This is a genomic window from Paenibacillus solani, from assembly GCF_050475945.1.
In the GTDB taxonomy this organism is placed as follows: domain Bacteria; phylum Bacillota; class Bacilli; order Paenibacillales; family Paenibacillaceae; genus Paenibacillus_AQ; species Paenibacillus_AQ solani_A.
Genome location: NZ_JBCMXJ010000015.1, coordinates 300,117 through 322,177 on the forward strand (window position 1 = coordinate 300,117; position 22,061 = coordinate 322,177).

23 protein-coding genes and 1 riboswitch are annotated in these 22,061 nt (G+C 48.0%); of the genes, 17 read left to right on the plus strand and 6 right to left on the minus strand.

What is annotated here, in order from left to right; all coding sequences use genetic code 11:
• Nucleotides 1-98 precede the first annotated feature (98 nt).
• Nucleotides 99-298, plus strand: a riboswitch (cobalamin riboswitch).
• 260 nt (nucleotides 299-558) lie between these two features.
• The 7 genes from ABEQ74_RS16340 to ABEQ74_RS16370 all read left to right on the plus strand — a co-directional run bounded on the left by ABEQ74_RS16340 (nucleotide 559) and on the right by ABEQ74_RS16370 (nucleotide 7,524).
• Nucleotides 559-1,563 carry a helical backbone metal receptor gene (locus ABEQ74_RS16340; protein WP_430123191.1) on the plus strand — a complete coding sequence of 335 codons (1,005 nt, stop codon included), beginning with the start codon at nucleotides 559-561 and terminating at the stop codon, nucleotides 1,561-1,563.
• The gene (locus ABEQ74_RS16345; RefSeq protein ID WP_430123192.1) at nucleotides 1,560-2,606 is read left to right on the plus strand and encodes a FecCD family ABC transporter permease; all 1,047 of its coding nucleotides are present in this window, start codon (nucleotides 1,560-1,562) and stop codon (nucleotides 2,604-2,606) included. The genes ABEQ74_RS16340 and ABEQ74_RS16345 overlap by 4 nt, the downstream gene beginning before the upstream one ends.
• Nucleotides 2,603-3,463 carry an ABC transporter ATP-binding protein gene (locus ABEQ74_RS16350; protein WP_430123193.1) on the plus strand — a complete coding sequence of 287 codons (861 nt, stop codon included), beginning with the start codon at nucleotides 2,603-2,605 and terminating at the stop codon, nucleotides 3,461-3,463. Before ABEQ74_RS16345 ends, ABEQ74_RS16350 begins: the two co-directional genes overlap by 4 nt.
• A gap of 10 nt (nucleotides 3,464-3,473) precedes the next feature.
• Nucleotides 3,474-4,532, plus strand: a complete 1,059-nt coding sequence (gene cobT / locus ABEQ74_RS16355; RefSeq protein WP_430123594.1) for a nicotinate-nucleotide--dimethylbenzimidazole phosphoribosyltransferase — start codon at nucleotides 3,474-3,476, stop codon at nucleotides 4,530-4,532.
• Entirely contained in the window at nucleotides 4,529-5,107 is a 579-nt protein-coding gene (gene cobU / locus ABEQ74_RS16360) for a bifunctional adenosylcobinamide kinase/adenosylcobinamide-phosphate guanylyltransferase (RefSeq protein ID WP_430123194.1), read from the plus strand. The genes cobT and cobU overlap by 4 nt, the downstream gene beginning before the upstream one ends.
• A complete protein-coding gene (gene cobS, locus ABEQ74_RS16365) occupies nucleotides 5,104-5,922 on the plus strand; it encodes an adenosylcobinamide-GDP ribazoletransferase (protein ID WP_430123195.1) in 819 nt (272 codons plus the stop codon). The genes cobU and cobS overlap by 4 nt, the downstream gene beginning before the upstream one ends.
• 204 nt (nucleotides 5,923-6,126) lie before the next feature.
• Nucleotides 6,127-7,524, plus strand: coding sequence for an L-cystine transporter (locus ABEQ74_RS16370; RefSeq protein ID WP_430123196.1), 1,398 nt, complete (start codon nucleotides 6,127-6,129; stop codon nucleotides 7,522-7,524).
• A 189-nt stretch (nucleotides 7,525-7,713) separates the two neighbouring features.
• Here the strand turns inward: ABEQ74_RS16370 and ABEQ74_RS16375 are convergent, their stop codons facing one another.
• A complete protein-coding gene (locus tag ABEQ74_RS16375; protein WP_430123197.1) occupies nucleotides 7,714-8,802 on the minus strand; it encodes a M24 family metallopeptidase in 1,089 nt (362 codons plus the stop codon).
• 211 nt (nucleotides 8,803-9,013) lie between these two features.
• Here ABEQ74_RS16375 and ABEQ74_RS16380 point away from each other — a divergent pair, with 211 nt between their 5' ends.
• The 3 genes from ABEQ74_RS16380 to ABEQ74_RS16390 all read left to right on the plus strand — a co-directional run bounded on the left by ABEQ74_RS16380 (nucleotide 9,014) and on the right by ABEQ74_RS16390 (nucleotide 10,755).
• Nucleotides 9,014-9,514: an N-acetyltransferase family protein gene (locus ABEQ74_RS16380; RefSeq protein WP_430123198.1), complete on the plus strand. Its 501-nt coding sequence runs from the start codon at nucleotides 9,014-9,016 to the stop codon at nucleotides 9,512-9,514.
• 75 nt (nucleotides 9,515-9,589) lie between these two features.
• Nucleotides 9,590-10,168 carry a GNAT family N-acetyltransferase gene (locus ABEQ74_RS16385; RefSeq protein WP_430123199.1) on the plus strand — a complete coding sequence of 193 codons (579 nt, stop codon included), beginning with the start codon at nucleotides 9,590-9,592 and terminating at the stop codon, nucleotides 10,166-10,168.
• Between the two features lie 122 nt (nucleotides 10,169-10,290).
• Nucleotides 10,291-10,755 (plus strand): GNAT family N-acetyltransferase, encoded by a 465-nt coding sequence (locus ABEQ74_RS16390; protein ID WP_430123200.1) that lies wholly within the window; start codon nucleotides 10,291-10,293, stop codon nucleotides 10,753-10,755.
• A gap of 72 nt (nucleotides 10,756-10,827) precedes the next feature.
• Here ABEQ74_RS16390 and ABEQ74_RS16395 read toward each other — a convergent pair whose 3' ends face one another.
• The gene (locus tag ABEQ74_RS16395) at nucleotides 10,828-11,172 is read right to left on the minus strand and encodes a hypothetical protein (protein WP_430123201.1); all 345 of its coding nucleotides are present in this window, start codon (nucleotides 11,170-11,172) and stop codon (nucleotides 10,828-10,830) included.
• A 183-nt stretch (nucleotides 11,173-11,355) separates the two neighbouring features.
• On the opposite strand from ABEQ74_RS16395, the gene ABEQ74_RS16400 reads away from it, so the two are divergent.
• The 7 genes from ABEQ74_RS16400 (at nucleotide 11,356) to ABEQ74_RS16430 (ending at nucleotide 19,482) form a co-directional block, all read left to right on the plus strand.
• Complete coding sequence (locus ABEQ74_RS16400; RefSeq protein ID WP_430123202.1) at nucleotides 11,356-12,507, plus strand: response regulator; 1,152 nt, start codon at nucleotides 11,356-11,358, stop codon at nucleotides 12,505-12,507.
• Between the two features lie 173 nt (nucleotides 12,508-12,680).
• Nucleotides 12,681-13,184, plus strand: coding sequence for a hypothetical protein (locus ABEQ74_RS16405; protein ID WP_430123203.1), 504 nt, complete (start codon nucleotides 12,681-12,683; stop codon nucleotides 13,182-13,184).
• A 177-nt stretch (nucleotides 13,185-13,361) separates the two neighbouring features.
• Entirely contained in the window at nucleotides 13,362-16,445 is a 3,084-nt protein-coding gene (locus tag ABEQ74_RS16410) for an ATP-binding protein (protein WP_430123204.1), read from the plus strand.
• Nucleotides 16,446-16,552: 107 nt separating this feature from the next.
• A complete protein-coding gene (locus ABEQ74_RS16415) occupies nucleotides 16,553-17,476 on the plus strand; it encodes an AEC family transporter (RefSeq protein ID WP_430123205.1) in 924 nt (307 codons plus the stop codon).
• 119 nt (nucleotides 17,477-17,595) lie between these two features.
• Nucleotides 17,596-17,757, plus strand: coding sequence for a hypothetical protein (locus ABEQ74_RS16420; protein WP_165593438.1), 162 nt, complete (start codon nucleotides 17,596-17,598; stop codon nucleotides 17,755-17,757).
• A 194-nt stretch (nucleotides 17,758-17,951) separates the two neighbouring features.
• The gene (locus tag ABEQ74_RS16425) at nucleotides 17,952-18,395 is read left to right on the plus strand and encodes an Rrf2 family transcriptional regulator (RefSeq protein WP_430123206.1); all 444 of its coding nucleotides are present in this window, start codon (nucleotides 17,952-17,954) and stop codon (nucleotides 18,393-18,395) included.
• Between the two features lie 232 nt (nucleotides 18,396-18,627).
• Entirely contained in the window at nucleotides 18,628-19,482 is an 855-nt protein-coding gene (locus ABEQ74_RS16430; protein WP_430123207.1) for a VOC family protein, read from the plus strand.
• Between the two features lie 88 nt (nucleotides 19,483-19,570).
• Here ABEQ74_RS16430 and ABEQ74_RS16435 read toward each other — a convergent pair whose 3' ends face one another.
• From ABEQ74_RS16435 to ABEQ74_RS16450, 4 genes are all read right to left on the minus strand, one after another.
• Entirely contained in the window at nucleotides 19,571-20,086 is a 516-nt protein-coding gene (locus ABEQ74_RS16435) for a hypothetical protein (protein WP_430123208.1), read from the minus strand.
• A gap of 15 nt (nucleotides 20,087-20,101) precedes the next feature.
• Nucleotides 20,102-20,914, minus strand: a complete 813-nt coding sequence (gene speD, locus ABEQ74_RS16440; RefSeq protein ID WP_430123209.1) for an adenosylmethionine decarboxylase — start codon at nucleotides 20,912-20,914, stop codon at nucleotides 20,102-20,104.
• Nucleotides 20,915-21,157: 243 nt separating this feature from the next.
• Nucleotides 21,158-21,520 (minus strand): VOC family protein, encoded by a 363-nt coding sequence (locus tag ABEQ74_RS16445; RefSeq protein WP_430123210.1) that lies wholly within the window; start codon nucleotides 21,518-21,520, stop codon nucleotides 21,158-21,160.
• Between the two features lie 31 nt (nucleotides 21,521-21,551).
• Nucleotides 21,552-22,013: an SRPBCC family protein gene (locus tag ABEQ74_RS16450; RefSeq protein ID WP_430123211.1), complete on the minus strand. Its 462-nt coding sequence runs from the start codon at nucleotides 22,011-22,013 to the stop codon at nucleotides 21,552-21,554.
• Nucleotides 22,014-22,061 lie beyond the last annotated feature (48 nt).

Below are 22,061 nucleotides of genomic sequence, written 5' to 3' on the forward strand. Positions count from 1 at the left end.
ATTATGCATTCGAATTAAACGAAACTTTCAGTTGTAAGCGAAGGGTTTATCGCCTATAATCTTGGGCAGAGAAACCATGCTTGGCCGAATATACATAAATTCATAAGTTTTGCGAGGGTCCCGGACAGAGGGTGTATGTCTTCTGCCGGGTTAATAGGGAAGCCGGTGCAAGTCCGGCACGGTCCCGCCACTGTGAAGCAGGGATTTCTCCATATGCCACTGAGCGATAGCGCTTGGGAAGGCGGAGAAGTCGTTACAGCCTGCAAGTCAGGAGACCTGCCCTCGACAAATGAATGACGGTCCTTCGAGGAGAGGATTACGTTTGCCTGATCCGCACAATATGTGTGGGCGGAAGTTTAAGGCGCTATCTGTGAATGGATCATCCAGATGACCTTATATTAAAACGTAATCCCTGAGTCCTTCTAAATTGAGGAATCAGGGATTTTTGCTTCTTTGGAATATGACAATTGATGTTTTCTTCCCAAGTAAGGATCGGTCGAAGGAATTTAGATACAATGCGCCAGGTTCTCAATTATGTTCTAGGAGGATTTTAAAGAGATGAAAGCATTAAACAAAACATGGTCCATACTTCTGGTAGCCATACTGATGGCTCTGGCCTTGGCTGGTTGTGGGGACAAAGACACAGCTCCGAAAGAAACAACACCGCCGGCACAACAGGAAGCGCAGACTAACGAAGCACCGGCCGATTCCAGTGCAGATCTTAAAACAACGTATCCATTAACCGTTACCGATTCAACTGGTGTTGAAATGACGTTTGAGCAAGCACCGGCCAAAATCGCGTCCCTCGCACCGTCTGAGACGGAGAAACTGTTTGCACTTGGATTGGATGATGAGATCGTAGGCGTATCCGATAATGATGATTATCCGGAAGCTGCTAAATCCAAGCCTAAACTCGGCGGGTACCAAGTAAATGAAGAGGCGATTATCGCAGCTGATGCGGATGTTGTATTTGCCGCTTCGATCAATGCACAGAATGCCGAGAAATTGCGTGAGCTTGGCGTTACCTTGTTTGTTAATGATCCGAAGACCGTCGATGCGGTTATGGAGAACATTGAATTAATTGGCCAGATTACAGATCGCCAAGCGGAGGCTAAATCGGTCGTTGACCAGATGAAGCAGGAACTGGACAGTGTGACGGAAGCCGTGAAATCCGTGAAGGATGAAGATAAGAAGAAAGTATATGTTGAATTCTCTCCAGGCTGGACCGTCGGTAAAGGCGAGTTTATGGATGAGATCATTAATCTTGCCGGTGGTATCAACGCAGCCGGAGATACGGAAGGCTGGTTTGAAATCAGCGAGGAAAATATAATTGCAGCGAACCCGGATGTCATTCTGTATACGGATGATGTTGTGGATGAAGCAACCAAGAAAACTTTGGACCAATTGATTAAAGAGCGCGGCGGCTGGGATCAAATCGAAGCCATCAAGAACGATCAGGTGATTGCGGTGGATGCCAACCTGCTGAGCCGTCCAGGTCCCCGTGTGACACAAGGACTGATTGAAGTGGCGAAGGCCGTTTATCCGGAACTGATGAATCCATGAGTAAAAAACTTGCAGGATTCGGTGCGGCCGGCCTGATCCTATTACTGTTAACCTTGGTTGTCAGTCTCGGAATCGGTTCGGTGCACCTGCCTGTGAGAGAGATTGGGGCGATGCTGCTGCACCGGCTGCCGGGCATTGGCGATTCCATCGTTCCGAACTGGGAAGCTTCATCCGAGCAAATCTTAATGAAGGTAAGATTGCCACGCATATTGCTGGGGATGCTCGTAGGAGCCTCCCTGGCGATTGCCGGGGCAGCTTTTCAGGGCGTATTACGAAATCCGCTGGCGGATCCGTTCACGCTTGGTGTATCCTCGGGTGCTGCTCTTGGCGCGGCATCCCTTATTTTTTATGGAATGGAATACTCCTTCGCCGGAGGGTATACGTTACCACTTGTAGCGTTTCTCACCGGGGCGGGTACCCTGTGGGTCGTTCTTCTGCTGGCGAGGGATCAAGGAAAGCTGCCCATCCATGGGCTGATCCTGTCGGGCGTCGTCATGCAGTCGTTTCTGGGCGCGGTGGTTTCGTTTCTAACTGTAATGTCCAAAGATACGGTAAACCAGATCCTTTATTGGACCATGGGGAGCCTGAGCATGCGTGGATGGTCGTATACGGCCATCCTTTTCCCGTATTTTATCGCAGGTTTTATATACTTATGGAGCAGGTCGCGGGCACTTAATATTTTGTCGCTCGGTGAACGGCAGGCCACACATATGGGAGTGAATGTGGATCGGCTGAAAACCAGTGTGCTGATCGTTGCAACCCTGCTTGCCGCTGCGGCTGTGTCGGTCTCCGGCGTCATTGGGTTCGTGGGACTGGTTGTGCCGCATATGATCCGCTTAATTACCGGCTCCGATTACCGTGTCATCGTTCCGCTATCGGCTTTGGGTGGAGCAATATTCATGGTCTGGTGCGATACGGCGGCAAGGTCCGTGCTGGCTCCGACGGAAATCCCGCTGGGGGTAGTTACGGCGTTTATCGGTGCTCCGTTCTTTGCGTATCTGCTGTACCGGAACAAAAAACGGCGCAGGGAGGCGTTATCATGATCACAGCCCGCGGACTTGGCAAAGCGTATGGAAAAATGCCTATTCTCTCAGGAGTGGACCTTCATATTGGCGAAGGGGAATGGTGGGGAATCATTGGTCCGAACGGAAGCGGTAAATCCACCCTCATGCAGCTGCTATCCGGTGTGGAGAGCCCTACGGAAGGGAGCGTCACGCTCCTGGGCAGGGAGCTTGGGAGTTATGGCCGCAAAGCATTGGCACGAATCGTAGCGGTGCTTCAGCAGGAGGGTCTGGAGCCCACGGATTTTACGGTCCGTGAAGTTCTGGAGATGGGACGGTTCCCGTTCCTGAATTGGCTGGGCCGCGAGGAGAAGGATGCGGCTCCGCTTATTGAAGCTATTATCAAAAAGCTGGATCTAAACGGTCTGGAGGAACGGCGGCTTACCGAGTTAAGCGGCGGACAGCGTCAGCGTGTCGCTCTTGGCAAGATCATGGTCCAGGAGCCTTCGCTGCTGATGTTGGATGAACCGACAACCTATCTGGATATCCGCTATCAGCTACAGTTCATGGATATGGTGGCAGAGTGGCGAAACACGTCCGGTATAACGGTGATCAGCGTACTGCATGACCTGAATCTGGCAGCACAATTCTGCGATAAGCTACTGGTGCTCGACCAGGGTAAGATCGCAGGGATTGGAACGCCGGAGGAGGTGCTGACCGCCGCTTATATCCGCCGGATTTTTCGGGTAGAGCCTTCCATTGTGACCCATCCCGAGAATGGAGCACCGCAGGTATTGTTAACGGCGAATCGTGCATCCTACGCAGGGGGATTGCCGCATATCGAGCCAGGATGTAAGATGGAGGCAGAAGAGGAAGGGGATCGTTTCATTGACCAATAACATCAATGACATGATGGATACTTTGCATCGCATCACGTCTGACATTAAACCGTTGAATACAAAAGTACAGGCTGAAACAGCCGCTTATTTGGATACATTGACGAAGCCTCCGGGGAGCCTGGGCAAGCTGGAATCGCTCGCCGTCCAGTTAGCCGGAATTACGGGGCAAATGAAACCTGCGCTGTCCAAAAAATCGGTTGTCGTCATGGCTGGAGACCATGGAGTCTGCGAAGAAGGAATCAGCGCGTTCCCGGCTGAAGTGACACCTCAGATGGTCATAAACTTCCTGAATGGAGGTGCTGCGGTTAATGTGCTCGCCCGTCAAGCGGGAGCAGACGTTCACTGTGTGGATATCGGCGTAGCGACTGAGCTGAACCATGAGAAGCTCCTGTCCCGTAATATTAGCAGAGGTACAGCCAATATGGTCAAAGGTCCAGCCATGACGCGTCAAGAAGCGCTCCAATCCCTAGTTACAGGAGCAGAGGTGGCGGCAGAGCTTGTGTCGCAAGGTACGCAATTGTTCGTGACCGGAGAGATGGGGATCGGAAATACGACCCCTAGTGCAGCTATTTTCTCGGTACTATCAGGCAAGCAGCCATCCGAGGTCGTAGGTCGAGGGACTGGCGTAACCGATGAGCGGCTGAGCCATAAGATTCATGTTGTCGAACAGGCTATACAAGTCAATGTGCCACAAGCCGAAGACCCAATCGATGTGCTGGCCAAGGTCGGAGGATATGAAATCGGCGGTTTGGCTGGACTGATTCTTGGCGCGGCTGCCCACGGATGTCCAGTCTTGATTGATGGGTTTATATCTAGTGCAGCTGCCCTGGTAGCCAAATCCATCTGCCCGGAAGCCTTGTCCTACATGATCGCTTCTCATGTGTCACATGAGCAGGCTCATGTACTCCTGCTTGAGGAGCTGGGTCTTCATCCGATGCTGCAAATGGATATGCGTCTTGGGGAAGGGACAGGCGGGGTGCTGTGTCTGCACTTAGTAGAAGCAGCATGCAGAATTATGAGTGAGATGGCAACGTTTGAGAGTGCTGGAATCAGTGGAGGAGCCGTATGAAACAACAGGGAAGAGTGCTGGTAACCGGGGGTGCAAGAAGCGGGAAGAGTTCATTCGCGGAGAAGCTGTGCATGAAGCGGGCTGATTCCGGCATGTATGTGGCGACAGCGCAAGCCTATGACGATGAGATGCGGGAACGGATCCGTATTCATCAAGACCGTCGGCATGATTCGACCTATGCTTGGGAGACGGTGGAGGAGCCTGTAGCCCTGCCTGAATTGTTGGATACGCTTGGCGAATCTCAGTCTAATGCCCCTGCGGTGGTTGTGGACTGTCTTACCCTATGGCTCTCGAATGTGCTGCTGCAGGCTGAGCCTGAAGGTACGGCTGCCATGGAAGATCAGCTGAGACTTCAAATCGGCAGATTGGCAAGGGCGGTGCAAATCTATCCGGGCCTGATCATCCTGGTGACTAACGAAGTGGGTTCAGGCATTGTACCGGAATATCCTTTGGGCCGAATATATCGTGACTGGGCAGGGATTATGAACCAGAGGCTAGCCGAAGTTTGTGATGAGGTCTTTCTGGTGACTGCGGGCATCCCGATGGAAATCAAGAGCAGGGAGTATCTGATATGAGCAAGATGATCGAAGCGGCTGCGGCCGCTTTTCAATTTTTATCCAGACTTCCGATTAGAAGGGAGGTTCCTTTTACTCCGGAAGTTCAACAGCGGAGCGTCATTTTTTATCCATTGGTGGGGGCGGTTATAGGTCTTATTGTTGCAGGATTGGGACTGGGCCTAAGCTTTGTGCTGCCTTCCTTTCCAGCCGCAGTCATCGTGCTGGTGGTATGGGTTGCCTTGACGGGGGGGCTGCACCTCGATGGCTGGATGGACAGCGCTGATGCGCTGCTGAGCTATCGTTCACGCGAACGGATGCTGGAGATCATGAAGGATAGCCGCGTAGGAGCGATGGGCGTTATTGCCTGTATAGTGCTGCTTCTCCTGAAGACTTCCTTGATCATGTCGGTATGGGAATTAGCCGGTGGAACATGGAGACATGAGGTTATGCTCCTAATGCTTGCTCCAATCTGGAGCCGCTGGTTTATGGTTCATGCCATGTATCGCTTTCCCATGGCGCGGGGGAGCGAGGGACTTGCTGCTCTGTTTCACGGGCTGACTGCCGGTAAAAAATTGCTTGCAGGTGTAATGGCGTTTTTGTTAACGCTGGTCATTTTAGGTTGGAATGTGATCATAGACTTCTCGCCCAAGAGTTGGTGGATAGGGGCGGGTGGCCTGATAATACCGTTCATTGCCTGGGCGGCGGGAAGTTTGACGGCTGGCCGAATGAGCCGAAGGCTTGGCGGATTGACGGGGGATACTTACGGCGCATTGAATGAGCTCATCGAAACGGTCATATTGATTTATCTGGTTCTGCTCCTGTCGAATGTTTAATACCTTAAACATAGAATATACCAACTAATCCCATCCATATAATATATATACACAAAAACAACAGTTCCGGTAGGAATTACACGTCAAACGGGTAATGTAATGTTTAGAGTGGGCGGCTAATTGGAAATGACTACATATTAGCGCACTTTTGACATCAGGATGAGGCAGCATATCCTTTTTTGAAGAATAGGAGGATTTATGAGGATGGAAACGCTTTGGGTTATCATCAATGTTCTTGTTCTCTTTCTGTTAGTCGGTATTCTGTACTGGATGCAGAAAAAGCATTACTCGTTTACGAAACGCGTGTTTGCCGGGCTGGGGTTAGGTGTATTGTTCGGCGTGGCGCTTCAGCTCATCTACACTTCGACCTCGGAAGTAGTGGTGAAATCCACCGATTGGTTTAATCTGATTGGATACGGGTACGTCAGGCTCCTGCAAATGATGGTCATTCCGCTTATCATGGTGTCGATCATATCAGCTATTATGAAGCTTAAGGGCGGCCGTAATCTGGGCAAAATGAGCGGGCTCATCATCACGGTGCTGCTTCTTACAACGGCGATCGCTGCTGCGGTCGGAATCACAACCGCACTGGCTTTCGATTTATCCGCTGTTAATATCCAAGGCGGCGCTGCCGAAGAACAGCAAGGCGCTCTGCTGCAGGAGCGACTGGGAGATGTTCAGGACCGCACCTTGCCGCAGCAAATCCTCGATTTCATTCCGAGCAATCCGTTCGCTGATATGACTGGAGCACGTAGAACGTCAACGATTGCGGTCGTCATATTCTCGGCTTTTGTCGGGATTGCGGTGCTCGGCTTGGACAGGAAGAACAAGGAACAAGCGGAAACATTCCGCAACATGATTAATGCAGTCTATGGCGTCGTTATGCGTATCGTCACGCTGGTGCTGCGTCTGACGCCTTACGGGATCTTAGCGCTTATGGCCAAAACGATTGCAACAACCGACCTTGCGGTCATCATGAATTTGATTGATTTCGTTCTGGCTTCCTACGTGGCCTTGATTGTGATGTTCATTATCCATCTTGTGCTGCTTGCCATATTCGGTTTCAACCCGATTAAATACGTGAAAAAGGTATTCCCGACGCTGACCTTTGCCTTTACATCCCGGTCGAGTGCGGCTACCATTCCGTTAAACGTGCAGACACAGAATAAGAAACTGGGCGTCTCGGAAGGCATCGCAAACCTCTCGGCTACGTTTGGCGCCACGATTGGACAGAACGGCTGCGCGGGGATCTATCCTGCCATGCTGGCGGTTATGATCGCGCAGACCGTGGAGGGAGTGGACCCGACCTCCTGGTCATTCATCCTTACTTTGATCGTGGTCGTGATGATCAGCTCCTTCGGCGTGGCGGGCGTTGGAGGCGGAGCAACCTTCGCATCGCTTATCGTGCTGTCCACGATGAACTTGCCAGTTGCCTTGGCGGGTCTACTGATCTCTGTCGAGCCATTGATCGATATGGGACGGACCGCCCTCAATGTGAATGATTCCATGACAGCTGGCGTGATAACCGGCAAAGTCATGAATGAAGTGGATAAAGACGTGTTCAATGACGACCATATTGAACTGGATATGGTGCAGACATAAGGAGCAAAACCAAGAGAGCCATCTTGAAGGCATGATTACTGCCGGAAGATGGCTTTTTTGCATATGAAATAACTACAAATTACCATCTCTTAATCAGTACAATGACAGCATTAATCAGATAGATGAAAAAAGCAAAAGCCCGGATTCAGTTATGAAAACGGCCCGGGCTTTTTATCATGGTGGGTTCAATTATCCGATGATGGTCAGCTCTTTCGGGAACGAGGTCAGGACTTCAACGCCATCGTCGGTTACGAGGACATCATCCTCAATCCTCACGCCGCCTACGCCTGGGAGGTAAATACCCGGTTCGATGGTGAACACGGCTCCGGGCTGCAGTGTTTCCTCGTTCAGTCCATGGACAGACGGATATTCATGAACATCCATCCCAAGACCATGTCCGAGGCGGTGTACAAACGCAGCGCCATATCCTGCATCATCAATCACTTTACGTGCTGCCCGGTCAATTGACCCGTAGGTTACGCCAGGCTTTACAGCCTGAATGCCGGCCAGATTCGCAGCGAGAACCGTCTTATAGATGTTGACCGCTTCCGGCTTTAGTTCGCCGACGGCGAACGTACGCGTGATATCCGATGCATAACCGCCCGCATATACCCCAAGATCGAACATGAGCAGATCCCCTGCTTCAATCCGGCGGGTACCAGGAACACCATGAGGCAGGGCGGTGTTGGGACCGGATAAAACCATGGTGGCGAAGGACGGAGAATCCGCGCCCAATTTTTTCATCAAATACTCTAGCTCTGCGACAAGCTCGATTTCAGTAACACCGACTTTGACTTGGGCCAGCCCTTGAGTCAACACATCTTCAACCAGCCGAACAGCATTCTTAATGATGCTTACTTCCTCGGCGGATTTTTGAATTCGGAGTCCACGAAGCACATTCCCTACATCCTCGACCCGTTCTGCCTTTACATGCTGCTGCAGCTGCTCATAACGAGTGACCGACAGCTGGTCCTTCTCCACGGCCAGCGTACCTGCCGTGCCCTGAATTTGCTGCTGGAGCAAGAGGTAAGGGTTATCCGTGTCCTGATGTGTGACAATATACTTAACCGTTGAAGCAGCCTCAGCCGCTTCTCTATCCAAAGCAGGTACGATGAGGACCGGATCATTCTCAGTGGAGAGGAGCAGTCCCAAAAAGCGTTCATGCGGGTCGCTCGCAAACCCGGTCAAATAATAAACATGCTTAGGGTCTGTAACAAGTACATGATCCCAGCTCTCAGCTTTCATGGATTGGAGCAGACTTAGCAATCGTTCATTCATTCTGTTCATTCCTTTCTTTAACCCAAGACGGCCTTAAGCCCGTCAATGTAAGGGTATCGCGTTCAATCGTGTAAGTAAAGTCTGCTCCTAATATGTGCAGAATTCCTTCATTCATGAAGATCATCTTAGAAAAATAGGAGCGTTTTATTCTCCTCCCTTGTACAATAGAACTCATAAAGAAGAATAGACATCTATTTGGGGGTATGGCGTGGTGACGCATCAATATCATATTGAGTACGCCGTCAAAGAGGATTTGCCGGCCATTGTGGACATTTATAATTCAACGATTTCCAGCAGAAAAGTAACCGCCGATCTGGAACCTGTTACGGTTGAAAGCCGTATACGCTGGTTTGAAGAACATCAAAGCGACCATCGTCCTCTATGGGTTATGCGGGCCGAAGACGGGATAGTTGCCTGGATGAGCTTTCAGTCTTTTTATGGGCGAGCGGCTTATGACGGCACTGCTGAGATCAGTGTATATGTAAACGAAAAATACCGCGGGACTGGGGCCGGGAGCCTCTTGATTCAGAGAGCTATCGAGGAATGTCCGAGGCTTCACATTCACAATCTGGTCGGATTTATATTCGGCCATAATGAGCCGAGTCTCAAGCTGCTGAAGAAGTTTGGATTTGAGCAGTGGGGACTGCTCCCAGGTGTTGCGGAGCTGGATGGAATCAAGCGGGATCTGGTCATTGTAGGCCGTGCAATTTAAGTGCTGAAACACCTGAAGGAACTTAGTTATCGTAAATGGAAAATGTGTTACACAGCATACAGGAGGTTATGTCGAATGAACTCTGCTCAACGGAATACGAAGCCAGTCCGGTTTCTGGAAGGCGAACGGCTTTACTTGCGCCCCTTCAATCAAGAGGATATTGCAGGCTATTATGAAATTCTGTTTCACCCGGAAATGCGAAGGCTGACCGGAACGCGGCAAGCTTTTACAATCGATGGCGTTAGGCGGTATATTGAAGAAAAGTCGGGTAGTCCAGATACGATTATGCTGTTGATCGCTTTATCGGACGATGACCAATTCATTGGTGACATTGCTCTGCAGGATATCGATTACGTTAATCGGAATGCAAATATGCGGATTGCTATTGGTTCGGATGAGCATCTCGGTAAGGGGTATGGACCGGAAGCCATGAGGCTTTTGCTGGAATATGCTTATGGAATCCTCAATCTTCATCGAATTGAGCTGCAGGTGTTTGACTATAACCAGCGTGCAATCAAGGCATACGAGAAGGTTGGCTTTAAGCGCGAGGGGGTTCAGCGTGACGCCTTGTATTACCAGCATCATTATTATGACTCGATTATGATGAGCATGCTGGAGGACGAGTACAGAGCGAAATACCATCGAGGGCAATAGTGCTTCGATTGTATAGCTGATGTATAAGTGCAAACTATTGATGTCATTCTGCATTCGTCTCCCTGCTTCTCATCCGGTACACTTGGGTAAGCTGCTAGCAGCAGGGAGAAGGGAGTGGTGATATGGAAGCAGAGGTTCATGTATATCTAGCGGAACTCAAGGATCTGGGCAAGGCAGCTGCGTTGTTTAATCAGTATCGGCAATTCTATGAGCGGGAAGATGATATGCTCGGGGCTGAGCAATATATCAAGGAGAGATTGACCCAGCGGGATTCCGTTATTTATCTAGCTGATTGGAACAAACAGGGACTCTCGATCCCGGTAGGTTTTCTGCAATTATATCCTACGCTCTCGTCCCTATCGATGTCCAAGCTGTGGATATTGAATGATCTATACGTGGATGCCAAATATCGCGGGCGCAGCATCGGCAGGAAATTGCTTCATCAAGCCCGAATGAACGCTATACAAACCGGAGCTAAGGGGCTGAATCTTTCCACCCAGCATCATAATCTGGCAGCTCAGAGGCTGTATGAATCAGAAGGGTATGTGAAAGATGAGGAGTTTATATCCTACTATCTGGAACTATAGTTTCATATAATTGCAGATACATTCTAAGGTAAACAAATAAGACGCTATCCCCCAAGGACAGCATCTTGTTTGTTATTGATAGATCGAGCATATTTTTCGAAAGACTTCAACACGCGCAATTTTAAGTTCCCACATCTGATCCAGCAGCTTCCGCTGTGTCTCTTGGTCATTTGTTGATTTCAGTTCCTTGTACAGGGCAAGCATGCGATCATTGATCTGATCCACACATTGCCACAGCTCCTGTTCCGTACATTTCCCCGGTTTGGCTGGTTCACGGTAACCCGGTTCTGTCCTATGATGCAGCGTTCGAATGATGTCTGCCTGCCATTCTTGATCTCCCAAATGAATAGCCAAATTGAGAATATCCAGATAATCATCGAGGGACAATGATGTCAGTTCAGTATCACGATGTTTCAACCTGAAAGCCCCCTTAAAAAGACTGCCAAAGATATATACCAAGTATTATACTTGGAATTATGAGTTTTTCAAGGACAAATTCAGGAGTATATTGTTATCTATAGGCTTTTGATTGTTGCAACTAGGCACGTGAATCAATATAGTTAAGGGTGACCGTATTTTTCCAATCCAAGGAGTTATATGATGAAGGTAATTCTTGTAGATGATGAACCGTTGGCTCTGAAGTATTTAGAACGTCAGCTGTTAAAACTGAATACCATGTCGATCGACGTAATCGGTACATATACGAATCCCTTTGAAGGAAGAAACGAGATTCTCGCTAGGAATGTGGACATCGTATTTTTAGATATCAGTTTACCTGAATTGAACGGCATCGAGCTGGCAGAGCAGCTGCTGGAACAGAAACCCCACCTCTGCATTGTCTTTGTGACGGGATATCATGAATATGCGGTGACAGCGTTTGAGCTGAACGCCGTAGACTATATTGTAAAGCCTGTTCAGCTCGACCGTTTAGCCAAAACGATGGAACGACTGCGAAGCCGCATTGTATCCAAGCCGGAAGTAACCATCGAGCCCAATCGCAAGATCCGAATGACGATGTTTCGTCAGGTTATGATTGAGCAACCGAATGAGCCAGGGCAATTCGCCATGCTTCATTGGCGGACAACCCGGGCTCAGGAGGTATTCATTTATTTGCTCCAACACAGAGGGCACCTCGTTCGTAAATCGGCGTTGATCGATATGTTGTGGCCTGAATTTGATATGGACAAGGCGTATCCTCAGCTCTATACCGCAATCTATCATATCCGAAAAACAATAGAGCCGTATAACTCCCGGTTCCAGATTACCAATACGCGGGAAGGCTACGTTCTGAATATGGAGGATGTGGAGCTCGACACCGAGGAATGGGAGAATTGGTTTACTTCGAATACTGCCATAACGGCTGATTTAATGGATCGGCATACGGAAATGCTTAAGCTGTATACGGGAGACTACCTGCAGGAATATGATTATTGGTGGGCTGAAGGAGAACGACAGCGGTTAAAAGAGTTATGGTTAAGCGTTTCGTTTTCTATGGCGGAGTGGTACGCGGATCAGGAACGCTTTGACGAAGCCATGCTCTGCTACTCCTCGATACAAAGATTGCATCCGCTTGAGGAAAGGTCCTATTTTTCGCTGATGAAAATATACGACTTACAAGATAATCCTGGTCAGGTGCATCGCCAATACAGTCTCTTATCCCAAGTGCTCCAGGAAGAGATGGGGGAGCAGCCAAGTCCTTCTATCAAGAAATGGTACGAGGAATGGAGTGCAGAAGTTCAATCTACAACGTGAATAATGTAACTGCTCGGCCATAGGGCATGTTGGCATCGGATGTTCATCCGATGCTCTTTTTTATGTGATGATAAGGACCGGGTAGACGGCTTTACCGGCTTGTTCAGAAATTGTAGAGGAAGGCCCCCTATACTTGAGAATGAAACAGATGAATCGGGAGGTATATTTCGATTATGAAATTCATTCGAAGATTTAAGGAATCTTCGCTGCATAAAGCCATGGGGCTCGAACTTGGAACATTTCAGGAAATGGAGCTAGATGCAGGGAGGGACGAACAGCATTGCAGGGGCTTCTATCTTCACTTCAATGGCATGCGGATCGGCATCGTCGCGACGGACGAAGGGCCGGTATTTCTTTGTAATGAGGACAAGTATTTGTTGGACAAACATACCGCCCATTTTTTACTCAAAAAAAATACCGAGATCAATACATTTATTTTTATGTGGGAAGGAGATGTGAAGCTCCAAATTTCTTATTTGCGCTCCTTAATTAAATATGATGAAAAATGGGTAGACGATTCAATATTCGACTTTTTCTCCTGGTTATATGAAGCCTCCGGGAAAAGGAAATTCTACGCTTACTATACGGTTAAGAACGTATCTATCGCAGAATTAAATCCGTATGAGTCGCTGCACCGCTCTGGTAATACTTTAGCGACTTCGCCAGCATATGCGTAAGCATAGGATTATGGATAGGATTCTATAAAAAAAGGACAGACAACAGTTCGACGCTCATGTAAAATAATGGGCATCTAGATCGTGCAGTTCATGATTCCAATATGATATAAAGGACTGTTGTTATTGTCGACTCTCGTCCATGCTAAATCGAAACTAATCTCCGGCAGAAGATTGCTGGTGATTACTTTGTTATTTATCATCATTCTCATTTCGCTGCGCTTTGTATGGTTTAAGATGATCACAATACCAGAGCAAGCCTCAATCCAGCAAGGAGTATTGGATCTGCGAGAATGGCAGGCTGATTCCCGCAGGATGGTGGCTTTAAACGGAGAATGGAACTTTTATCCTAATCAATGGGTGAACCAGGAGCAGGAGGGACAATCCTACCCCGGTTTAGATGCCATTCAAGTTCCGGGTCCCTGGAAGAATGTTAATGAAAATGGCAGTTCATTCGGATATGGCACCTACCGCTTAAAGATACGCTTGCCAGATACGAACGTGTCGTACGGCATGTGGATCTCCGATATTCGGACGGCTTATCGATTATATGTAAATGGCGATTTATTACACGAATCAGGGCGTCCATCCGCTTCCCCGGAGAGTCATGTCTCAAGGATTGTTCCTCATGTAGAGATTCTTCCTGCGGCTGTCGGTAATGAGCTGGATATCGCTCTGGAAGTGAGCAACTATCAATATCCCGATTCGGGCGGAATTCGGCTGCCGATTAACTTTGGTACGGCCGAAGCGATTATGAAGGGAAAAGCCTTCTCGGAGAACATGCAATTATTGGTATGCATTGTGCTGCTGCTTCATGTAATGTATGTCCTCATCTTGTATTTGATTGGTTATCGGAACAAGGGCCTTTTTTATTTTGCCTGCCTTATTCTATCAACGCTTGTAGCTACGCTTGGAGATGATGATAAGCTGCTGCTAGAATGGCTGCCTATGATCAATTACGAATGGGCGGTGAAGATCCGAGTAATATCCTACGTCGCTATATCATTATGTTTGATTCTGTGCACCAAGCATTTACTACAGCCCCAAATTAGGGAAGGCTTCTACCGGGCTTATACGTTTTTTGTGATTTCCTATGCGGTTATCTATTTGCTTTCGCCAGTTTATGTGATGGTACATCTCTCTAAATTCTTGTCTGTCGTGTTCATTAGTGCGGTGCTGTTTCTACCTTCATTGGCTAAGAAAGCGGTAAGTGAGCGAAAGGAAGCCGCCATATTTATCTTGTTATCTGCTGTCGCGGTATCTTGCAACATAATGCTTAGTGGCGTTTTAAAATTTCGATTTTTTAAGGAACTGCCCTACTATCCGTTTGACTTAATCATTGCATTTCTTGGTTTTGCTTCCTTCTGGTTTATCCGCTTTACCCGAAACACCGTTGTATTGAAGGAGCAGGCCGAGCAGTTACTGCGGGCTGATAAAATGAAGGACGAGTTTCTGGCGAATACGTCCCACGAGCTGCGTAATCCTCTGCACGGGATGATTAATATGGCACAAACCATATTGGATCGTAAAGGAGAAAGATTGCAGCAAGAGGACCGAAATCATCTTGAATTAATCACGGGCATCGGACGGCGAATGTCCTTGTTGCTGGATGATTTGCTGGATATATCGTTATTGAAGGAAAAGAGGGTCCGTCTGAATGTAGGGAGCATTCATCTTCAATCCACGGTCCAGAGCGTGATGGTACTGCTTGGACCGATGGCAAAAGGCAAGCAGATCGAGCTTGTAAATGAGATTCCGGATGAGTTTCCCCGGGTGTTAGCAGATGAGAATCGTTTGATTCAGATCATATTCAACTTGGTTCATAATGCAATCAAGTATACGGAGTCAGGCAAGGTTTGGGTGACTGCCGATGTTGTTGATGGAAGGGGGTATATACATGTTCGAGATACAGGAATGGGGATGGACGAGGGGACATTAGGGCGAATCTTCTCCCCCTATGAGCATGGAGATTCCCATGTTGCCTCGGCAGATGGCGGTTTGGGGCTAGGACTAAGTATCTGTAAGCAGCTTGTAGAGCTGCATGGAGAAGAGATGTCCGTGTCGTCGACGCCGGGACAGGGAAGCTCGTTTACTTTCACACTGAAGGTGGATGATATGATGATTCAGGCGAAGTCCGATACCCTGAAGCTGATTGCGGCTACTACCGTTTCCGAATTTTCGGAGGATAGTATGACGCGATATGAATACAATGCTAAGAATGAATATGATAATACCGAGATGGCAGCGCCTACCGCTCCACCGCTTGGTAAATTACTAATCGTGGACGATGATCCTGTAAATTTGGAGATCATTCATCATTTACTGTCAGGCGAGGGATATCAGATTATGGCAGTAACCCGGGCTGAGGAGGTTCTGCATCAGCTTGATCAAGGGGAATGGGATGTCATTATATCCGACGTAATGATGCCTCATATGTCGGGGTATGAGCTGTCACAGAAGGTCCGGGAGAGGTATATGTTATCCGAGCTTCCGATTCTGCTGCTGACGGCAAGAAACCGGCCAGCGGACATTCATATGGGGTTCAACGCAGGAGCGAACGATTATTTGATAAAGCCAGTGGATCATTTGGAGTTAAAAACAAGGGTCCGAGCTTTGCTTGAACTGAAGCGGTCTACTAAGGAACGTTTACATATGGAGGCGGCTTGGCTCCAAGCTCAAATCCAGCCGCATTTCTTACACAACACCTTGAATTCAATCGCTTCACTTAGCGAGATTGATTCTTCTCGGATGATTATGCTGCTGGAGCGGTTTAGTCATTATTTAAGAGCCAGCTACGATGTCAGTAATTTGCAGCGATTTATCCCGCTCGAGCAGGAGCTTGAATTAGTGCGTTCCTATTTGTATATCGAGGGAGAGCGATTTGGTGAACGACTGCGTGTCCATTGGCATATTTCAGATCGAGTTGCCCGCCAGCAGTGGGGAATTCCACCACTTGCCATGCAGACGATTGTGGAGAATGCTGTGGTCCATGGGATCCTGGCACGTACCGAAGGAGGAGCTGTTACCATTAGCATTACAAATGAAGGTGAAGCAGTAAGGGTCACCATTTCGGATAATGGAGTCGGAGCAGATCCTGAGAAACTTCGTTTGATTCTGGGAAGCGGACAACGCTCTAATAAAAATGTCGGCCTTATGAACACGGATCGACGCTTGAAACAAGCCTATGGCCAAGGGCTCAAGATCGATAGCGCACCGGGTAAAGGAACGACCGTGTCATTTCTGATCAGGAAGATGACACCCTAAGAATCTAAACCTATTAGTGCTATAGTCTTTGTATCTTGGACGAATGCTTAACCTGTGGGGTAGGATTAAGAGGTAATGATATTGACTTCTGTATAAGGGTGGACTTCATGATCTCTTCTATTTTGCTTACGATGTATAACGTATTTCTACCCATATCGCTCCCTGTTATCGGCGGAGCCCTGCTTAAGCGGTTCAAGGGAATTGATACCAAGGGACTGTCGGCCCTGTCTCTATATGTACTGAGCCCGGCGTTAATCTTCGAAACGCTGGAGAATGCCTCCATTACTTCGAATGAAGTGGCTGTTACCGTTGCATTTTGCTTGCTGAACATGTTAGTCCTTTGGGTACTAAGTGCTCTCATTGGAAGATGGCTTGGCTTGTCACAGGCGGAAAAATCCGGTCTGTCCTTAACCACCATTTTTACGAACAGTGTAAACTATGGGTTGCCTTTGGTCCTCCTTGCGTTCGGACAAGCTGGGCTGGACAAAGCCTCCGTGTACGTCATCGTTCAGATTATCTTGATGAATACACTCGGGGTGTATCTGGCAGCGAGATCTCATTTTTCGGCTGTAAAAGCTGTCCGATCCGTATTTACGCTCCCCTCGGTCTATGCGGCTGTGCTCGCTGTATTTTTCCGGTGGATGGAGTTTCGGCTTCCCCAAGGGTTTGAAACCGGCATATCCATGTTGTCTGCGGCTTATGCACCATTAGCTCTTGTTATCCTCGGAGCACAGATGGTCGGAGTTCGTGAGGGAGAGACCACACTTACTGTTACGAAGCGAGGATTCTGGTCAGGGATGGCCATGCGAATGCTGGTGGGTCCTACCGTTGCCTGGCTCCTGCTGCTGGCGCTATCGATTGAAGGAACTCTGTTTTCGGTTATTCTAATCTTGTCTGCGATGCCTGCTGCCGTCAACGCGGTCATTCTTGCCGAGGAGTATGACGCAGCACCGAAGCTGGTATCCAGATGTATTCTGTGGACAACCCTAGCATCCTTTATTGTTCTGCCTCTCATGATAGGTTTATTGTAAAAGCTCATTCTCCGGCTCCTCCTAATAACTGGTTCAACATCGAGATGTGCGTGTATAAAGTAGTAAGCGTTCAGAGATAACCATCATCTGCACGACAGAATCGGATGGAGGTGGAGATTATGAGCAGGCATGACCATGATGTGGAAATCGAGACCCGCAATATCGAAGAGCGTAATGACTCCAGCAGGGTAGCTTCAACACTCATCAAATATGTTGCATACCTTATTATCTTTTTTGGATTCTTGTATTTCCTTATCAAATATGTATTCCCGATGTTCTAAACATCATCTCGAAAGTCTTTCCCCAAAGGGGGAGAGGCTTTTTTTCATATGGTTTAGAATGCCTTGGCATGGTTTATTGATTTAAGAGAATTCGCTGATTGACCTCAAGGCCTGATCGTTGACTTTAGAAACCAATGTTACTATGATGGTTAACATGTTAGTCAATTGAGATTATGGCCGTCAGGAGGGATTGCATGAATATTAGCAGCCGATTTGCAGTGGCCATTCATATTCTAACCATACTCGAGATGAATAAGGCCGGCGTCAGCACCTCGGATTATATTGCAGAGAGCGTGAATACTAACCCGGTTGTGATCCGGCGTATTGTAGGCATGCTGAGCAAAGCGGGCTTGGTCGAGGTAAAACCTGGCGTAGCGGGAGCGAGGCTGGCTAAGCTTCCGTCCGAGATTACGCTGCTGGACATATATCATGCCGTACATGTCGTTCAGGAAGATTCCCTGTTTGGCATTCATGAAAATTCAGACACGAAATGTCCTGTTGGAAAACATATTCAATCGGCGATTGTTCCGGTATTCTCGGCTGCCCAGAAGGCAATGGAGAACACGCTTCAGGGAGTGGATTTGGAGGAAATTGTCGGGAGAGTCCAAGCATCTACGGACGGAGTATTAAGTGAATAATTAATGTGGCTGCGCTCTATCCTGATAAGGATGAGCGTTTTTTTTCGTTGTTTCAGTTTGACAGCTAGGGGGCCTTACGGTCGGCATAATCAATATTGTATTTGACAACAAGACGATCCTGTAACTATAATGATTACAAGTTGGTTGTAACTGTTTTGATTACAGGATCCTATTGTTAACCTGAATACATTCTATGCAATAGACAAAATTACAATACTCAAGGAGTGAGCATATGACATCTATTATACATCCATCCACGAAGCTTGGGCCGGTCTCTCTTCGAATTCGTAATCTGGCACAATCCGTACGCTTTTATACGGAAGTTGTTGGTTTGCGAATGCTTCGCCAGCATGGCAGAATAGCCGAGCTGACAGCTGATGGCAAACGGCCGCTGCTGATCATCGAGGAAGTTCAGGATCTGGTGATTTCACAGACTCGGACGGCAGGACTATACCACTTTGCAATTCTGGTTCCGGATCGGGAAGCGCTCGGCCTTGCGCTTGCCAATCTGATTGCTCACAACATTCCTGTCGGTCAAGGCGATCATCTGGTCAGTGAAGCATTGTATATCAATGACCCGGACGGAAACGGCATTGAGATTTATGCCGACCGGCCTAAGGATACCTGGAAACGCGATGCTAACGGGGAATATGTGATGACCACCGACCCGGTTGATGTCGAAGGACTGCTTGCGCTAGCCCAAGGCAAGGAGTGGCACGGTCTTCCCGAAGGGACTGTAATCGGGCATGTGCATTTCCATGTATCCGATTTGGATAAAGCCCGCGCATTTTATTGCGATGTCCTGGGGTTCGAGCTGACCGCCCATTATGGCGGTGCCGCATTGTTTATATCCGCAGGAGGATATCATCATCATATCGGCCTCAATGTATGGGCAGGAATCGGTGTACCGAATACTCCCCGAAACGCGGCCGGGATGGAAGACTATACGATTGAGCTTCCAAGCCTTGAGGCGCTTGAGGAAGTAGTGGGTCGCATCCGTGAGGCAGGACTGCAAGTGGAACAGCGGGATGGTACTTTCATCGTCCAAGATCCATCAGACATCTGGATCCGGTTGGTCGTAGCTTAAATATGAACATGAAATAAGCCTGACCCCTATCATAGCGGTCAGGCTATATTTTTCGCATCGATTTGCATGCTCCCCTGAATAGGGCAAGTCATACCTGATTTAATTCTTCCAGTGTACGAAGCATAAACTCCAAAATATTAGGGATATCGCTCATCTGCTCTTCGTTGATCTTGCGAGGAAAGAGCAGCTCGATCGTGTTGTGGAGGAGGAGCGGTTCATCACCATGGATATATCGTATCGTTTGTATCGGTGAAAGCTCCGGTTTCCATATGTCCTCAACGATCTGTGCGAGTGCGGGACACTCCACGGAAGCATCAGTCATGTTTTTATAAAAGCGGAGCTTCAACTCGCAGCCGGGTTCATCTTCTGAATTGTCCAGAATTTCAGCTGCCAAATCTCGCACACCGGTCTCCAGGCAGATTTCAGCCGAGGCTTCGGGTTGAAGACTCAATTCAAACCGGAGGCTGAACGTTCTGGAGAAGGTAGCCATATCCAGCAGATCCTTTCGATCGGTGACACGAATAACTTCATCAAGATTATCAAGGTCATAGACCGCATTCTCAATACCGACCTTTAAATTATCAAAAATCGTCGGATCAAACATAACTGCATATCATCCCTAACTTCGGTCCATATTTTTACCATAATAGATTTCGTCCATCTCCAACTTGATCCGCTCCGTAATCTCCTGCTGCTCCCTATCGGACAGCGTATCCTTCGTGTAACCGAACAGATAATTGTCCAGATCGAACTGCTTCAGCTTGCACTTGGTGTGGAAGATGTTTTCTTTATATACATTGACATCAATCATATCGAATAAATCTTTCGCCTCATCGGGAATATAGTTCTGAATAGAGCTGATCTCATGGTCGATAAACAGCTTGTGCCCATGAATATCTCTCGTAAATCCCCGAATTTTATAGTCGATCGTCATTATATCCGTATCAAAAGAATGGATCAAGTAGTTCAAGGCTTTTAGCGGTGAGATTTCCCCGCATGTCGACACATCAATGTCTGCCCGGAATGTACTGATCCCCTCGTCGGGATGGAACTCCGGATACGTATGGACGGTAATATGGCTCTTGTCGAGCTGCAGAACAACGTTATCCGGTAGCGGTCCCGGTGATTCGTCATATGACTCCTCCGGAACCTCCACGACAGGTCCCTCAGATACAAGCACCGTTACGCTGGCGCCTTGTGGGATATAATCCTGCTTGGCGATATTCAGGACATGCGCCCCGATGATTTCAGCCACATGGCTTAATATTTTTGTCAGCCGATCCGCATTATACTGCTCGTCTATATATTCGAGATATGCTTCCCGTTCTTCCCGGGTCTTTGTATAACAAACATCATACATATTGAAACTGAGAGACTTCGTCAGATTATTGAACCCATGGAGAGTAACGCGTTGTTCTGGTGTGATATCCATATGAATGTCCCCTTGTGTAGTTAATATATCAGTTCGAGTACCTATTATTTCCAAAACCGACTGTTCCTAATCTGCCTGTGCTTTGTCTTCAGAGATTTACATTAATATGTTCTTACCCGTATCAGGTTCAACATTAACAGATCAGATCACATACTAAAAAGGACACCCTGCATACATGCAGAGTATCCTTCATACTCCTTGGACTTCATATTGCAGAAATCATGCTCCTCACCAGAAAACGATTTACTCCGTAAATTCCAGCAATTCGATCACATTGCCAAACGGGTCTCGTATCGCACTGTATAGACCGGGAGGGCAAGGCTTCGGGGGTTCAATGATGACTTCAACACCTTGTGATTTGTAGTTCTTGATAGCTGCGTTTACATCAGCGGTCTCGATTCCGATGATCACCTGTGCTTCGTGAGGGTAATCCGTGTTCGCTCGGCGGTCGCATTTTTGTAGAATCAGAGATATGCCCTCATGCTTCAAACTGATGAGCTGTTCATCGTAAACTTTGGAAATTTCGAATCCTAGAATGTCACAATAAAATTGTTTGGCTTGATCCATATCATTCACATTGATAGATATTACGCATAGGTTTGGCATAGTTATGCACTCCTCCAGTTCTTGACTTGGTTTATTCGCAGCATAGAATGCCTTTACCGGATTCCACACTGGATTTCAAGCTAGCAAGCATGCCCTTCCATGCGTCTACATGCCATTCGCGGGCTTGCAATGAAGCCTCGGAGTCTTTCCAGCCTGTATGTTCTAAGGTGATTCTTGTACCGCTATCTGGTTCTGGTCGAAAAGACACCTTGACCGTGGTCAATTCTCCCTGATTCATCGTATCCGCAAAATGGTCGGGTCCCTTCCATTCAAACATGAGGGTGCGCGGCTCATCATACTGCAAAATGGTACAGCCTGCAGTGCACATTGATTCACGATTGCCAGGGTTAAAATAAAGCTCAAATTTCCCGCCCATTCTCGGTTCGATATCCGCTGCCGGTGCAAACCACTTCGTTATCCTCGCAGACTCCGTCCATGCTCGCCAGAGGAGCTGGACATCAGCCTGAATCACGGTTTCTTGAATAATGTTCATATGTATTCCTCCGTAATAACGCTCATTGTATTCGGATCATATTCTTGC

What these genes read in the sequence shown, in the direction of transcription:
- ABEQ74_RS16340 (WP_430123191.1), top strand. Translation starts at nt 559, where the DNA reads ATGAAAGCATTAAACAAAACATGGTCCATACTTCTGGTAGCCATACTG.
- ABEQ74_RS16345 (WP_430123192.1), top strand. Translation starts at nt 1,560, where the DNA reads ATGAGTAAAAAACTTGCAGGATTCGGTGCGGCCGGCCTGATCCTATTA.
- ABEQ74_RS16350 (WP_430123193.1), top strand. Translation starts at nt 2,603, where the DNA reads ATGATCACAGCCCGCGGACTTGGCAAAGCGTATGGAAAAATGCCTATT.
- cobT (WP_430123594.1), top strand. Translation starts at nt 3,474, where the DNA reads ATGATGGATACTTTGCATCGCATCACGTCTGACATTAAACCGTTGAAT.
- cobU (WP_430123194.1), top strand. Translation starts at nt 4,529, where the DNA reads ATGAAACAACAGGGAAGAGTGCTGGTAACCGGGGGTGCAAGAAGCGGG.
- cobS (WP_430123195.1), top strand. Translation starts at nt 5,104, where the DNA reads ATGAGCAAGATGATCGAAGCGGCTGCGGCCGCTTTTCAATTTTTATCC.
- ABEQ74_RS16370 (WP_430123196.1), top strand. Translation starts at nt 6,127, where the DNA reads ATGGAAACGCTTTGGGTTATCATCAATGTTCTTGTTCTCTTTCTGTTA.
- ABEQ74_RS16375 (WP_430123197.1), bottom strand. Translation starts at nt 8,802, where the DNA reads ATGAATGAACGATTGCTAAGTCTGCTCCAATCCATGAAAGCTGAGAGC.
- ABEQ74_RS16385 (WP_430123199.1), top strand. Translation starts at nt 9,590, where the DNA reads ATGAACTCTGCTCAACGGAATACGAAGCCAGTCCGGTTTCTGGAAGGC.
- ABEQ74_RS16390 (WP_430123200.1), top strand. Translation starts at nt 10,291, where the DNA reads ATGGAAGCAGAGGTTCATGTATATCTAGCGGAACTCAAGGATCTGGGC.
- ABEQ74_RS16400 (WP_430123202.1), top strand. Translation starts at nt 11,356, where the DNA reads ATGAAGGTAATTCTTGTAGATGATGAACCGTTGGCTCTGAAGTATTTA.
- ABEQ74_RS16405 (WP_430123203.1), top strand. Translation starts at nt 12,681, where the DNA reads ATGAAATTCATTCGAAGATTTAAGGAATCTTCGCTGCATAAAGCCATG.
- ABEQ74_RS16415 (WP_430123205.1), top strand. Translation starts at nt 16,553, where the DNA reads ATGATCTCTTCTATTTTGCTTACGATGTATAACGTATTTCTACCCATA.
- ABEQ74_RS16420 (WP_165593438.1), top strand. Translation starts at nt 17,596, where the DNA reads ATGAGCAGGCATGACCATGATGTGGAAATCGAGACCCGCAATATCGAA.
- ABEQ74_RS16425 (WP_430123206.1), top strand. Translation starts at nt 17,952, where the DNA reads ATGAATATTAGCAGCCGATTTGCAGTGGCCATTCATATTCTAACCATA.
- ABEQ74_RS16430 (WP_430123207.1), top strand. Translation starts at nt 18,628, where the DNA reads ATGACATCTATTATACATCCATCCACGAAGCTTGGGCCGGTCTCTCTT.
- ABEQ74_RS16435 (WP_430123208.1), bottom strand. Translation starts at nt 20,086, where the DNA reads ATGTTTGATCCGACGATTTTTGATAATTTAAAGGTCGGTATTGAGAAT.
- speD (WP_430123209.1), bottom strand. Translation starts at nt 20,914, where the DNA reads ATGGATATCACACCAGAACAACGCGTTACTCTCCATGGGTTCAATAAT.
- ABEQ74_RS16445 (WP_430123210.1), bottom strand. Translation starts at nt 21,520, where the DNA reads ATGCCAAACCTATGCGTAATATCTATCAATGTGAATGATATGGATCAA.
- ABEQ74_RS16450 (WP_430123211.1), bottom strand. Translation starts at nt 22,013, where the DNA reads ATGAACATTATTCAAGAAACCGTGATTCAGGCTGATGTCCAGCTCCTC.